The sequence below is a fragment of the Thalassobaculum sp. genome, from assembly GCF_040219615.1.
Taxonomy (GTDB): domain Bacteria; phylum Pseudomonadota; class Alphaproteobacteria; order Thalassobaculales; family Thalassobaculaceae; genus Thalassobaculum_A.
Genome location: NZ_JAVJSE010000002.1, coordinates 37,916 through 51,357 on the forward strand (window position 1 = coordinate 37,916; position 13,442 = coordinate 51,357).

The window sequence follows — 13,442 nt, forward strand, 5'->3', positions numbered from 1 at the left end:
CGGCGGGCGGGCCCCGCCGCCCCGTCAGCGCGCCGGCTTGCCCTTGTAGGCCGACTCGGGCGGCAGCACCCCGTCGATGGCGCCGAACGTGCTGCCGTCGTACTTCTCGACGATCTTCCGCGTGACCGCACCCACCTCGTCGGCCGCAGCCGACAGGGCGGCCTCGTTGTTCAGCTTCAGCCCGGCGCTGTTGGCCGCCGTCGAGATCTGTTTCAGCTCGTCGATCTTCAGGTAGCCGTACAACGCGTCGACGGCCTGGCGCGCGGCCTGGGCACGCTTCGCCATCGCCACAGCGTAGCCGGCGCGCTCGGTGGCCTTGCCGACCGCACGCAGGGAGGTCTCGAGCTCGACCGCCCGCCCGACCACGAACATCAGGCGCTTGGTCTCCCGGGACGCCGGCTCGTTGATCGCCCCCTTGTTGTACCAGAGGTTGTGGCGAACCTCGCCCTGCGACCAGGCGACCAGCTCGAACGGGCTCCCGGCCCTGTGTCCACCGGTGTTGACCAGCTTTTCCTGGGGCACGACGTGGCAGGAGAAGCAGTTCTTCGCCCACCGGTACATGTCCTTCGGCCGGATCATGCCGGCCGCCTCCGACTTCTCCCAGCGAGTGGCGATCTCGGCGGGCGTCTCCTGGCCTTCCTTCTTGCCGCTGAAGCCGCTGTGGATCGGCTGCCAGACACTGGCCGGGCCGTGGCAGGATTCACAGGACACGCCGGCGATCGCCTCGCGGCCGCCACCCTCGGTCGCAACCGTCGTGAAGTGACAGTCGAGGCACAGGCTCTCGGACTTGATCCGACGCATACCCATGCGTTCGGCGATCTGGTTCGCCTCCTTCGAGCGGGTCAGGTCGGTGAACAGGGCATGGTGCGTGGTTCCCTTCCACACCTCGGTCTCGGCCTTGTGGCACTCCGCGCACTTGGTCGGGCCGATGACCTTGAAACGATCCCCATCGCCTTGCGCCAGCGCCGTCCCGGGGCCGGTGAACAGACAGACGGCGAGCACCAGGGCCGCGATCGCCGCCGCCGTCGAGTTCTCAAGCTGCCGGTTCATGCCTTCCCGCATCGTTCAAATCTCCCAGGTCGTCGTTGTCTCGTGATCAGGCGCTACCCCGCACGGCGAGCCATCCGCTCCAACCGCTCGCAAGCTCGTGCTCATCCGTCCAGGACGAGCCGGCTCGTCGGGACGGCCATGCATGCGAGGCAGGTACCCGGCTCAGGCGTCACGACCGGCTGCACGACATAGTCGACGACACCATCCTTGATGGCAACCACACAGGTCCCGCAATGACCGGCCCGGCAGCCGCTCTCTAGAGCGACCCCGTTGCGCTCCGCCAGGTCGAGAATCGAGCCCAGGCTGCCGTCCCACGCCAGGGTCTTCCCCGACCGGTCGAACACCACCTCGACCCCGCTCGCCGCGACCGGTCTGCCGGACGGCTGCCGCCGCACCGTCGCGGCACCGAACGCCTCGACCCGGATGTCCTCCGGCGGCACCCCCCAGGCCCGCAGGTCGGCCGTCACGGTCTCCATCATCGGCGCCGGCCCGCAGACGTAGAACGCGTAGTTGTTCGACGGCAGGTGCGCCTTCAGTAGATCGACATCGATTCGGCCGGGACGGTCGAAGTGCTCCCCCTGGACGCATTCCGCCGTCGGATCGCTGTAGCAGGTTACCGTCCGCAAGGCCGGGTAGAGCCGGCGCAGGTCCGCCAGATGCGCGGCGAAGGCATGCTGCCCCCGGTTCCGCACCCCATAGAACAGCCAGACGTCGCGTTCCCCTGGGCCGGTGCACACGGCGTTCAGCATGCTGAGCAACGGGGTGATTCCGATGCCGCCGGCGATCAGCACCACCGGGCGGTCCGCCGCCGGGTCGCACACGAAGACGCCGGCCGGCGCCCCCGCGTCCAGGATGTCGCCCTCCTGGACCGTGTCGTTGAAGTAGGACGATACCAGGCCCGGACCGCAGTCCGCTCCGGAAGGCGGACCGAGCTTCTTGACGCTGATCCGGTAGCGATCGCCCTGGCCGGGCGCATCGGACAGGGAGTAGCAACGGATCAGCGGCTTCGGATGATCCGGGACCCGGACCTGGAACGTCAGGTACTGGCCGGGCTGATAGGGCGGCAGGGGCCGGCCGTTATGGGCCGCCAGTTCGAGCGAATGGACGCCCTCCGCCTCGCGAATCTTGCGGATCACCTTGAGCTTGCGGTAGCCGCTCCAGGTGTTGACGGCCCGGTCGCGCTCGACCTCGGCCCGGCGCAGCGACAGCTCCAGCCGGCGCTCGAACAGCTTCGATTCGGCGGCGAGGCTGCGGCGCTCCAGGGCACCGCGGCGCCAGGTTCCGGCCAGCCCGACCGCGGCCTCGGCCAGGGTGCCCGCCACGATCGCGTAGCCGACCGCTTCCAGCATGCCGATCATGGGGAGTCCTCCATGGTGGGCGCGGCGATCCGGTCAGAACCGGACCAGGAACTCGGTCCGGGCACCATAGCCGACATCCCGTGCCTCTTCCCTGGAAACGAAGCCGTCGAGCTGGACGACGTAGCGGTCGCCCAGCGCCTGCTGCAGGCGCAGCCCGAGGGCGGCGGCGTCGCGCTGCTCGCCGTCGGTGCCGACCCGGGCGCCGAGCTCGGCCACCACCTGGGTCCGCTCCTCGTTGAAGAACATCTGATAGCCGAGCGCCGCCGCCGCCACGTCCTCGGCCCGGTTGTTGAGCGCCACGCCGTAGTCGCCGAGACCGGCCGACGCGAACAGGATGCCGACCGGCCCCAGCGGACCGCCCACCAGCGGATCGCGGGCCGCCGACGTGAAGCGGCCGGCCGCCCAGGCGCCGTTCAGGTACAGCACGTCGTCGTTGCCGAGCGGGTCGCCGGACAGTTCCGCCAGCGCGAGCGTGCCGGTGTCGACCGCCGCCGAGCTCTCGTCCAGCGCGATCGACTGGGCCAACCGGAACGCGGTGTTGAGCTTGCCGATCCGCTGGGTGCTGCCGATCCCCAGGAAGGCCCCGTCGGTGCCCGCCCCGGCGTCGTTGCCGCCGGTGACGAAGATCGCGTCGGCGGCGACCGTCGACGACCGCAGATCGGTCTCCGTGAACGCCCCGAACAGCTGCGCCTCGTCGTCGCGTCGGTTGTCGCTGCGATGGATGTTGCCCCAGCCGAACAGCGCGGTCAGGCGGGTATCGACCGACAGTCCCCTGGTGATCACGGTGTCGCGGGTCAATGCCACCGCGTCGACCGTGTCGTTGATCAGCAGGCCTTCCTGGAACAGCAGCTGCTGGCGGCCGACGGTGAAGCCGAGGTCGAGCCCACCGGTATCGAACGGATCGGCCTCCGGGAAGATCTCGCCGATCTCGCCCTCGAAGAACAGCGCCGTCGGCTCGCCACTGAACTCGTCGTCGAAGCCCTGCTGTGACTCCGGCCGGCGGTGATAGCCGCTGAACCTCGTCCCGTCGCGCAGCGGCGACAGGCCGATCAGCACCCGCTCGGTCCCGCTCAGCCGCAGGTTGGCGAACAGGTCGAGCCGGTTGGCCCACTCCTGCACCTCCGGTGCGTCGCCGTTCTTGTAGATGTCGACCGCGGTCCGGTACTGGCCGAAAACCCACAGCGCGGGTTGCCAGACCGCCCCGGTCGGCAACTCGATGCCGGGGTCGAGCGGTCCGGTGCCGAGCAGGGCCGGCCCCACCTCCAGCAGCGGCCGCGTGCGCGCCGGCAGGGTGTCGCCCTTGTAGGGGATGACCTCCTCCGACAGCTTCTTGACCTCGGCCGGCGCGGGAGACGCCCCCGCAGCGAAGGTCAGCGCGGCGACCCCGAGCAGGCGGACCAGCGACGACAGGGCCATGGCGACGCGGATCATCGGATCGCCCCGCCGGAACCGGGTATCTCGATGGTCAGGTCGCGCTCGGCGATCGTCAGGGTGCCGGCGACCACAGCGTCGGCGACCTGGCGCGGGCTCATCCCGTAGTCGAAGCCGATATCCTGGATCGCCAGGATCAGGTTCGCCGGCACCATCTGGGCCAGCAGCCGGACCTTGACCGCATACGGCCCCGGCCCGGTCAGGCGGCCCGCCGGCACCGTGTAGTCCGCGATCCGCTCGCCCAGGGGCTCGATGGTCTGCTTGTGCTTGCGGGCCAGCTGCGGCCGGCCGTAGATCGTCGTCGGCAAGGCCTCCGGCCTGACGAACGGCAGCACCCCCTGGGAGGTGTTGATCGGCAGCACCTGCTCGCGCTCGCCGCCGCGCAGCAGCCGCACCAGGAACTTGGACTGCAGGTTGAACAGGTCCTCGTCGAGCGGCAGTTCGCCACCATGAACATAGGCGGAATGGGTATCGCGGACGTCGCCGTTCGGATCCCGGTCGCCGGAGCGGTACACCACGTTGCCGTCCCCGTCGGTGACCGTAACCTCCAGGAACATCAGCCGTTCGGCGTCGAAGCCGGTGGGCACCGCATGGCCCCCGGTCAGGTTCCGGACCGGCACCGAGAACCCCAGGCCGTCGGGCCCGACGCGATCGACCCGGATCTCGCCCAGGCCGAGGCCGTTGCGCAGCACCTCCAGGCGCTGCTCGTCGGCGGCCGCCAGCCGGCGCTTCTGCTCCTCGACGATCTTGCGGCCGTCATAGCGGTCGTCGATCGACCGCCAGGCGTCCGGGAACGCGTAGTCGCGCGGGGCCGCGTTCTCGAAGGCGTCGGTTCCCCACCCGGCCGCGTCGTCGAACTGCACCCACTCGCGCATGGTCTTGAATTCCGAGGCCTTCACGCTGAGCGGGAACAGGCCTGGGTGCAGGATCGAATGGTCGGGGCCGGCGAAATAGTGGTTGGTCAGCTTGCGCGGCTTGGTCGGCTGCCCGCCCACGATCGCCGCCGGGCCCTCGTCGTAGCCCGAGGCGACCCCTTGCTCCTTGCCCATGTGGCAGTTCTGGCAAGTCGTGCCCTCGCTCGCCGCCGGCGACTGCTGGTACTCGGCGAACGCCTCCTCCAGCCGGAACCCGTTGACCAGGGTGACATCATGGCAGGTACCGCAGAATCCCGGCGTGACCAGCGGGAAGAACCGCTTCACCTCGGTGTGGATGCCGCGGCCGGGATCGTCGCGCTCGGTCGAGACCCGGAAGGTCTCCGGTTCGGCGAGAACCCGCTTCAGCTCGGCGTCGCCGGTCGGCCCGTAGACCGGTGAGAACAGGTCGCCCTCGACGATCGACAGGCGGCCGCTGATCTTGCCGTAGTTCCGGTCGACCCGGTGGCAGGCGATGCACGTCACACCCTCGCGCGAGGTCGGGTGACGGTCGAAGTTCGAGACATAGACCGACTCCTCGAGGTTCATGCCGACCGGCGAATGGCAACGCACGCAGAAATCGCCGTTGGTGCCGCTGGTCTTGGCGTTGATCGCCGCCTGCATGGTGAGGAACACCGGGCTGAGCTGGGCGTAGGCGTGCTGCGAAACCGACCATGCCTCGTACTGCCGCGGATGGCAGGTCGCGCAGGTGTTGGCCGACGGAAACCGGCCCTCGGCGAACAGCTGCTGGTGTGCGGCCGCGGCGTCCGACGCGGGCTCGTCGGTCGTCTCCGGTCCGGCGACCGGCGCCGGTTCCCCGATGGCGGGCGCGACCAGGGGCTGGCCGACGCCCGGCGCCAGCAGCAGGTCGTCGTCGCCCGAAGACGGTGCCAGGAGTGGATCGCCGGCGGCGGGGTTCGGAAGCAGAAGGTCGTCACCCCCCGAGGCGCCGGGCGCCGGCGCCAGCAGCAGGTCGTCCGACGCCGCCAGCTGCGCCGCGATCCGGTCCATCGACCGCGTACTGACGGCCGGCTGCCCGGCGAGCGCGGCCGACCACGACGAAACGACGACGAGCGGGACGGTCAGCGCCCTTGCGAAGCGGCCGAACGCCAGACTGCAGCGTACCACCGGAGCCCCCCGGAACTGTTTGCCCTATGCGGATGGAGCCCGTAACCGAGCCACAACGGTCGAGACCTGTATCCACGGTTCAGCGCGGACCCTAGACCCTCATCGCCCTGGAGCACAGTGTCACCAATGCAAAAATTCGAAATACCCGATTAATATTAGCATGTTATTGTGACGCGCCCGTGATGCGGCGACGGGCCCACCCCGGAATCGGAGCGGGCCCGCGCCCTCCGGCTACTTCCGCAGCTCGGTCCAGATCGCGGTGTACAGGTCCCGCGCCTCCTTCGGGCAGGTCGGCAGGAAGGTGCCGGCCGCCTTGAACTGCTCCGGCACCACGATCTCCGGCGCCGTCTTCATGTCCTCCGGCATGAACTTCTCGGAGCCCTTGATGCCGTTGGCGTAGCGCGCGAACGCCGAGATCAGGGCGGCGTTCTCCGGGTCCATGATGAAGTTCTGGAACAGCTTGGCGTTCTCGACGTTCTTGGCGTCCTTCAGCACCGCCACCGAGTCCATCCACACCACGTAGCCCTCCTTCGGGTAGCCGTAGACCACCTTCGGGTTCTTGGCGCGCACGCGGAAGGTCGAGCCGTTCCAGTTGACCGAGGCCATGACGTCGCCGTTCGACATCTTCTCGGTCATGCCGTAGTCCATCGACTGCCACTTCGGCTTGGCCGCCATCAGCTGGTCGCGGACTTTGCGCAGCACGTCCTTGTCGGCGGTGCAGGGCTTGCCGCCGACATACATGATGGCGAGGCCGATCACGTCGTTCATCTCCGGCACGACGTTGACCTTGCCGACCAGCTCGGCCGGTGGGTCCATGAAGATCGCCGAGGTATTCGGATCGCCGCTGTAGGCGTCGGTGTTGACCGCGATGCCGGTGGTGCCCCACTGCCACGGTGCGGTGTACTTGCGGCCCGGATCCCACGGCACGTCGACCCATGTCGGGTCGACGTTCTTGAAGTTGGACATCTGGTCCGGCCGCGACTCCAGCAGCAGCCCCTCATTGACGAAGATCGGCACATAGTTGGCGGACGGCACCACGATGTCGAAGCCGTGGCCCCCGGCCTTCACCTTGGTCAGCGCGGTGGAGTTCGAGTCGTAGTCGGTGATGGTGACCTTGACCTTGTAGGTCTCCTCGAACTTCTTGATCAGGTCGGGGTTGGTGTAGTTGCCCCAGTTGTAGATGTTCAGTTCCCCTTCGGCAGCGGCGGTACCGGCGAAAACCAGCATCGCCAGCGCCGACAGCGCCCCGGTCAGCCTCCTAGACATGATCAGCCTCCTGTTTTTGTTGTGACCGCAGTTTATCTCCGTTGCCGGTTCAGTACAAAGAAGGCCGAGAGCAGCAGCACCGTCACCGCCAGCAGCGCGGTCGAGATCGCGTTCACCTCCGGGGTCACCGCCCGCCGGAGCTGGCCCAGCATGTAGGTCGGCAGGGTGTCCTGGCCGGCCGATTTCACGAACTCGGTGATCACCACGTCGTCGAGCGAGATGACGAAGGCCAGCATCGAGCCGGCGACGATGCCCGGGCTCATCAGCGGCAGGGTAATGCGGCGGAAGGTCTGCCACGGGGTGGCGTACAGGTCGGCGGCGGCGGTCTCGTAGGACAGGTCCATGCCCTCCAGACGGGCCCGGATCGGCAGATAGGCAAACGGCACGCAGAACGCGGCATGGGCCGCGATCAGGTAACCGAGCCCGCTGTAGCCGGTGGCGATCTTGACCATTGCGAACACGATCAGCAGTGCCACGGCGGTGACGATCTCGGGCACCATCAGCGGCTGGTTGATCAGCGCATAGATCAGCATGCCGCCCGGAAACGGCGCGGTCCGGGTGGTGCCGAGTGCCGCCATGGTGGCGACCGCGGTCGCCACCGCCGAGGCGGAGGCCGCAACCACCAGCGACCGGACCGTCGCCTCCTGCACCAGCTCGTTGCCCCAGGCGACCGCGAACCAGCGCAGCGAGAACCCTTCCCACAGCGCGATCGAGTCGCCGGCGTTGAACGCATAGGCCACCAGCGTGGCGATCGGCGCGTACAGCAGGACGAAGCTGACCGCCGCGATCGTCGCGAAACCGGGGATCCGGCGGACCGCGAAACGCCTTCCCGGGGTCGGTTGCAGGGCCGGCTCAGCCACGGCGCTCGAGCCTCGACATGTTGCGCACGTAGAACAGCAGCGCCAGCATCACGAAGGCCAGCAGGGTCATCGACAGGGCCGCCCCCAGCGGCCAGTTGCGGCCCTCGCCGAACTGCAGCTCGATCAGGTTGCTGATCATCATGTTCTTGCCGCCGCCGAGCACCCGCGGGGTGACGTAGGCGCCGAGCGACGGGATGAACACCAGGATCGAGCCGGCGACGATGCCGGGTTTGACCAGCGGCACGATCACCCGGGTCAGCACCCGCCAGCGGCTGGCGTACAGGTCGTAGGCCGCCTCGACCAGCCGGAAGTCCAGCCGCTCCATGGCGGCGTACAGCGGCAGCACCATCAGCGGCAGGTACACGTAGACCATGCCGATCAGCACGGCGGTGTCGGTGTACAGGATCTGGATCGGCGTCTCGATGATCCCGGCCGCCATCGCCCACGAGTTCAGGATGCCCTGGTTGCGGACCACCTCCATGATCGCGAAGGTCCGGATCAGCAGGTTGGTCCAGAACGGGATGGTGACCAGGAACAGCCAGAGCGTGCGCTGGCGCGGCGGCCGGGTGGCGATGAAGTAGGCGGTCGGGAAGCCCAGCAGCAGGGTGATGATCGTGGTCAGCAGCGAGATCGAGGCCGAGCGCCAGAAGATCGTCAGATGGGCGTCGGCCAGCCCGACGGTCTCGTCGAAGATGTCGCGGTGGAACAGCACCCGGAACCAGCCCTCGCCGGACAGCTCCCACACCACGCCGCTGTACTCCGCCGGCTCCAGCACCGAGTAGACGACCACCACCAGCAGCGGCCCCGAGGCGGCCAGCAGCAGCAGCAGCAGGGCGGGCGCCGCCAGCAGCCAGTTGCGGCGGATGCGGGCCGCCCGGGCCGCGGCCTCTCCGGATCGTCCGGGTGCCGGCGCGCCCGCCATCAGTCGCGCAGCACGCGCACGGCCGACGGCGGGAAGGTCGCCGCCACGGCATCGCCGGCCTGCCAGCCGTCGCCGCCTTCGGGCCGGTTCTGCACCCGGGCGAACAGCGCCTCGCCGTCCGCCAGCCGCAGGTGGTAGTGGGTGTCGGTGCCCAGGTAGACCACGTCGCCGACCGTCGCCGGCAGCCCCGCCCCGGCCCCCGCCGCCTCGATTCGCAGATGCTCCGGCCGGACCACCACGGTCACCCGCTCGCCCGGCGTCATGCCCTCGGGCAGCCCCGCCCGGACCTCCAGCGCCCCGCCCAGCCGCAGCCGGACCTGGCCGGCCTCGATGCCCTCGACCGCCGCGGTCAGGAAGTTGGTCTCGCCGATGAAGCTGGCGACGAAATGGTCGGCCGGATGCTCGTAGATCTCGTGCGGGCTGCCGACCTGCAGGATCCGGCCCTCGCTCATCACCGCGATGCGGTCCGACATGGCGAGCGCCTCGCCCTGGTCGTGGGTGACGAACACGAAGGTGATGCCGGTCTCCAGCTGCAGGCGCTTGAGCTCGACCTGCATCTCCTTGCGCAGCTTCAGGTCGAGTGCCGACAAGGGCTCGTCCAGCAGCAGCACCTTCGGCCGCGGCGCCAGCGCCCGGGCGAGCGCCACGCGCTGCTGCTGGCCGCCGGAGAGCTGCGCGGTCTGGCGGTCGCGCATCGCCTCCATCTTCACCATGCGCAGCATCTCGTCGACGGTATCGGCGATCTCGGCCTTCGGGCGCCCCAGCATCTGCAGCCCGAAGCCGATGTTGTCGGCCACCGTCAGGTGCGGGAACAGCGCGTAGCTCTGGAACACCGTGTTGACCGGCCGCTTGTAGGGCGGGAGGGCCGAGATGTCGGCGCCGTCCAGCAGGATCGCGCCCATGGTCGGGTGCTCGAAGCCGGCGATCAGCCGCAGCAGGGTGGTCTTGCCGCAACCCGACGGGCCCAGCAGCGTGAAGAACTCGCCCTCGCGGATGCCGACCGACACCGCGTCGAGCGCCTTCACCACCTGGTCGCCGCCGCCGAAATGCTTGGAGACCGAACGCGCCTCCACCATCACCCGCTCAGCTGCGGACCGGCCCCCGTCGATCGGCGCCCCCGCCCGTCCGATCGCCTCCTGCATGCGCGATCCTTTCGATCGTCCGCGGACAGGCTAGCCTCTCGGTGCACTGCACAACAAGCCGCTTGCCCGGCTCACGGGCTGAAGATCAGCATCAGGTAGGCCAGGAACAGCACCAGGTGGACCGCGCCCTGCAGCAGGTTGGTGCGCACGCCGCCGAAGGTCATCGCGCTCATCACCAGGGTCAGGACCAGCAGCACGGTGGCCGCGTCGTCCAGGCCGAGCGTGACCTCCTGCTGCAGGACCAGGCCGATCGCCAGCACCGCCGGCACGGTCAGGCCGATGGTCGCGAGACCGGAGCCGAGCAGCAGGTTCACAGCGCGCTGCAGGTAGTTGGCGCGGGCCGCCCGCAGCGCCGCCAGCCCTTCCGGGGTCAGCACCAGCAGGGCGATCACCACGCCGCCGAACTCGATCGGCATGTCGAACCGCACGGTGCCGAAGTCGACGACCGTGGCCAGCCGCTTGGACAGCAGCACCACCGGCAGCAGGGTGAGCAGCAGCAGTGCTGCGTGATAGGGCAGCGAGCGCGCGGCGTGATGCTCGTGCGCCGGCGCCGCGCCGTCCTCGGCGGCCGCCGGCTGCTCGAAGAAGCCGCGGTGCCGCACGGTCTGGACCGCCAGGAACACGCCGTACAGCAGCAGCGTGACGACCGCGAAGAACACCGCCTGCGGCGCCGAGAAGGTCGGGTCGGCGGTCGACACCGTGTATTTCGGCAGCACCAGCGCCAGCACCGCCAGCGGCATCAGCACCGCCACGAAGGCGCGCGCGCCCTGCAGGTTGTAGTCCTGCTCGCGGTGCATCAGGCCGCCGATCAGCAGGGCGGCACCGGTCAGGCCGTTCAGCACGATCATCAGGATCGCGAACATGGTGTCGCGCGCCAGGGTGGGCGCCGCCTCGCCGGTCAGCATCACCGCCGAGATCAGGGCGATCTCGATGCTGATGACCGCCAGGGTAAGGATCAGGGTGCCGTAGGGCTCGCCCAGCATCTCGGCCAGCGCGTCGGCGTGCCGGACCACCGCGAACGACGCCCACAGCATGACCCCGAACAGCCAGCAGAAGATCGCGGTGGCGACCAGCGGGTCGGCAAGGCCGTTCAGCCAGGCGTCGCCGCCGGCCTGGAACATCACGAAGGTGGCGGCGACCCCGATCAGGGCAGCCTCGTCGCGCAGCACCCGCAGCCAGCCGGCGGGGCCTCCCGAAGACGTCTTCCCGGCCATGCTCACAACCTGAACAACTTGCGCAGCGCGCTGCCGGCCGCAGGCTTCGCGGGCTCGGCCGGCTCGTCGCCGGTCTGGCGGGCGGCCCGGCGGACCCGGGCGGCGGTGCGGTCGCGCTCCTTCTCGTGCATCGTCCGGACATGCTCGGTGACGCCGAAGCCCTGCATCAGCCGCACGCCGACGCCCTGCGCGAACTGGATGGCCGTCTCGTCCCCGGCACGCTCCAGCACCACGCGCTGCGGTCCGATCCGCTCGACCAGCGCCTTGACGGCCGCGGTCTCGGCGGCGGTCAGGTCGAGATCGGTCGGGTCCCAGCGCACCTTCAGGAAGTCGATCTCCCGCAGGATCCGCGCGTCCTCGCCGTCGACCATCGCAGCCAGGCCGTCCCAGCCGCCGGCGTGGAAGGCGCTGTGGATGCCCAGGCGCTCGAGTTCCTCCACCGCGGCGTCGAAGGTCGCGGTATTCGCGCTGCGGTCGTTCTGGGAAAGTTCGACGATCAATGTCTCGTGCTCCCGGGCCGCCAGACGGCCGATGAGGTCGGTGAAGCCGGGACCCAGGACGGTGGCGACCCGCAGGTTGACGGCGTAGGGCTCGGCATGCCGGCTGCGGTCGTGCACCAGGTGGAACAGCATGCGGCGGTCGAGCAGTTGCGTGACCTTGTCGAACAGCCAGGGGTTCTCGGCCACCGCCACGCCCAGGGTCTCCGACAGCCGCTGCATCGACACGGTCAGTTCGCGTGCCAGCGTGACCGGGCTGCGGGGCTTGACGAAATCGTACAGGGCCTGGTGGTGAACCAGCGACGAGATATCCATCCGTCGCACCATCTGCTCGATCCTGAGCAACTGAGCCAGATCGTTGCGCCGGTCCCGGCGCAGTCCCGCCGCCACCGCCGGATCGGCGCCCCCGACGATCGCCCGGACCCGCTCCGCCAGGGCCCGACCGTCGCGCGGCAGCACGTAGCGATCCGACCGGATCGCGCCCAATCCCTGGTCGCGCACGATCTCGTCGAGCTCGGCGACCGCCTCGGCCAGTCGTCCGGCGACCGCGTTCGAGCTCAGGCACGCGATCTCGTGCCGCCCCAGCCGGGCGATCTGCTCGGTGACTTCGCCGGCGGCATGGCGGAAGTGGTCGCGCAGCGCCCGGTCGATCGTCGGGTCGTCGATGTTCTGCACGCCGCCGAAATCGACAATCAGGGCGGTGGCCCCGTCGGCCTTGCCGCGCTCGTTGGTCGCCCTGAGGAAATCCGCTGCACTGATCATTGCGGTCGCATCCTACCGGTTCGCCTCCGGTCCCGGAATGCCGCTGGCCCCGGGCGGGTCGAACGGCGCCCGCAGCACCAGCTCGACCCGGCGGTTGGCGCGCCGCCCGGCCTCGTCGTCGTTGCCCGCCAGCGGCCGGGTATCGGCGAATCCGGCGACGAAAAGCCGGTCCGGCGGCATCCCCGCCCCTACCAGCGCCCGAACCACCGCCGCCGCCCTTGCGGCCGACAATTCCCAGTTGGACGGGAACAGCCAGCTACCGATCGGCACCGAATCGGTGTGGCCCTGGACCTCGATCCGCGCCGGCGACGCCTCCAGAAGCGGCGCCAGTTCGCGCAGCAGGTCCAGTCCCTCCGGCGCGATCTCGACCCGGCCGGACGGGAACATCAGGCTGTCGGTCAGCCGGACCGTCACCACCGTCTCGGCGGTCTCGACGGTCAGGCCGCCCGGCACCGTCGCCATGCCCACGAATCGCTGCAGGTCGCGCGACATCCGGGCCGACCAGCTCTGCGGCGGCTGCCGCAGGAACAGCGCGTCGGGCACGTGGGCGGCGGGCGCCCCGGCGGCCGGCGCCGGCCGGTCGGGCAGCGCCGGCGGCGGCGCGCCGGCCTCGCCGGGCACCGGGTCCGGCGGCACCACCGACGGCGCCGACTTGTCGCCGGTGAAAGTGGCGACGCTGATCAGCATGATGAAGCAGGTCAGCAGCAGCGTGACCATGTCGGTGTAGGTGGTCAGCCAGGCATGCTCGTCCTCGGCCTCGGCGTCGCTACTCCCCTGGGTCGCCGACGCGCCGCTGCGGATCCGCTCGAAGCTGTCGGCCCTTCCACCCAGGCCGACTGTCGAGTCAGCTGCCTCCTCGACTTCCGGCTCGTCCGGTTCGGCTTTCGGCCGGCGAGCCACG

General features: G+C 69.7%; 11 protein-coding genes. All 11 read right to left on the reverse strand.

The annotated features are described in order from the left end of the window. Positions 1-24 precede the first annotated feature (24 nt). Entirely contained in the window at positions 25-1,050 is a 1,026-nt protein-coding gene (locus tag RIC31_RS00535; RefSeq protein WP_350099948.1) for a cytochrome c family protein, read from the reverse strand. Between the two features lie 101 nt (positions 1,051-1,151). Next, positions 1,152-2,408, reverse strand: coding sequence for a 2Fe-2S iron-sulfur cluster-binding protein (locus tag RIC31_RS00540; RefSeq protein ID WP_350099950.1), 1,257 nt, complete (start codon positions 2,406-2,408; stop codon positions 1,152-1,154). A gap of 33 nt (positions 2,409-2,441) precedes the next feature. Then, positions 2,442-3,839 (reverse strand): hypothetical protein, encoded by a 1,398-nt coding sequence (locus RIC31_RS00545; RefSeq protein WP_350099952.1) that lies wholly within the window; start codon positions 3,837-3,839, stop codon positions 2,442-2,444. Continuing rightward, positions 3,836-5,878 (reverse strand): multiheme c-type cytochrome, encoded by a 2,043-nt coding sequence (locus RIC31_RS00550; RefSeq protein ID WP_350099955.1) that lies wholly within the window; start codon positions 5,876-5,878, stop codon positions 3,836-3,838. The genes RIC31_RS00545 and RIC31_RS00550 overlap by 4 nt, the downstream gene beginning before the upstream one ends. Before the next feature lie 231 nt (positions 5,879-6,109). Then, the gene (locus RIC31_RS00555; protein WP_350099957.1) at positions 6,110-7,144 is read right to left on the reverse strand and encodes an extracellular solute-binding protein; all 1,035 of its coding nucleotides are present in this window, start codon (positions 7,142-7,144) and stop codon (positions 6,110-6,112) included. A gap of 32 nt (positions 7,145-7,176) precedes the next feature. Continuing rightward, positions 7,177-8,004: an ABC transporter permease gene (locus RIC31_RS00560; protein WP_350099959.1), complete on the reverse strand. Its 828-nt coding sequence runs from the start codon at positions 8,002-8,004 to the stop codon at positions 7,177-7,179. After that, positions 7,997-8,926: an ABC transporter permease gene (locus tag RIC31_RS00565; RefSeq protein ID WP_350099961.1), complete on the reverse strand. Its 930-nt coding sequence runs from the start codon at positions 8,924-8,926 to the stop codon at positions 7,997-7,999. Before RIC31_RS00565 ends, RIC31_RS00560 begins: the two co-directional genes overlap by 8 nt. After that, entirely contained in the window at positions 8,926-10,068 is a 1,143-nt protein-coding gene (locus RIC31_RS00570) for an ABC transporter ATP-binding protein (protein WP_350099963.1), read from the reverse strand. The genes RIC31_RS00565 and RIC31_RS00570 overlap by 1 nt, the downstream gene beginning before the upstream one ends. Before the next feature lie 71 nt (positions 10,069-10,139). Continuing rightward, entirely contained in the window at positions 10,140-11,282 is a 1,143-nt protein-coding gene (locus RIC31_RS00575; RefSeq protein WP_350099965.1) for a calcium:cation antiporter, read from the reverse strand. 2 nt (positions 11,283-11,284) lie between these two features. After that, a complete protein-coding gene (locus tag RIC31_RS00580; RefSeq protein ID WP_350099968.1) occupies positions 11,285-12,541 on the reverse strand; it encodes an EAL domain-containing protein in 1,257 nt (418 codons plus the stop codon). A 12-nt stretch (positions 12,542-12,553) separates the two neighbouring features. Next, positions 12,554-13,441: an OmpA/MotB family protein gene (locus tag RIC31_RS00585; protein WP_350099970.1), complete on the reverse strand. Its 888-nt coding sequence runs from the start codon at positions 13,439-13,441 to the stop codon at positions 12,554-12,556. Position 13,442 lies beyond the last annotated feature (1 nt).

Excerpts from the sequence above, each read along its gene's own strand:
- RIC31_RS00535 (WP_350099948.1), bottom strand. The coding sequence starts at position 1,050 with ATGAACCGGCAGCTTGAGAACTCGACGGCGGCGGCGATCGCGGCCCTG.
- RIC31_RS00540 (WP_350099950.1), bottom strand. The coding sequence starts at position 2,408 with ATGATCGGCATGCTGGAAGCGGTCGGCTACGCGATCGTGGCGGGCACC.
- RIC31_RS00545 (WP_350099952.1), bottom strand. The coding sequence starts at position 3,839 with ATGATCCGCGTCGCCATGGCCCTGTCGTCGCTGGTCCGCCTGCTCGGG.
- RIC31_RS00555 (WP_350099957.1), bottom strand. The coding sequence starts at position 7,144 with ATGTCTAGGAGGCTGACCGGGGCGCTGTCGGCGCTGGCGATGCTGGTT.
- RIC31_RS00565 (WP_350099961.1), bottom strand. The coding sequence starts at position 8,926 with ATGGCGGGCGCGCCGGCACCCGGACGATCCGGAGAGGCCGCGGCCCGG.
- RIC31_RS00570 (WP_350099963.1), bottom strand. The coding sequence starts at position 10,068 with ATGCAGGAGGCGATCGGACGGGCGGGGGCGCCGATCGACGGGGGCCGG.
- RIC31_RS00575 (WP_350099965.1), bottom strand. The coding sequence starts at position 11,282 with ATGGCCGGGAAGACGTCTTCGGGAGGCCCCGCCGGCTGGCTGCGGGTG.
- RIC31_RS00580 (WP_350099968.1), bottom strand. The coding sequence starts at position 12,541 with ATGATCAGTGCAGCGGATTTCCTCAGGGCGACCAACGAGCGCGGCAAG.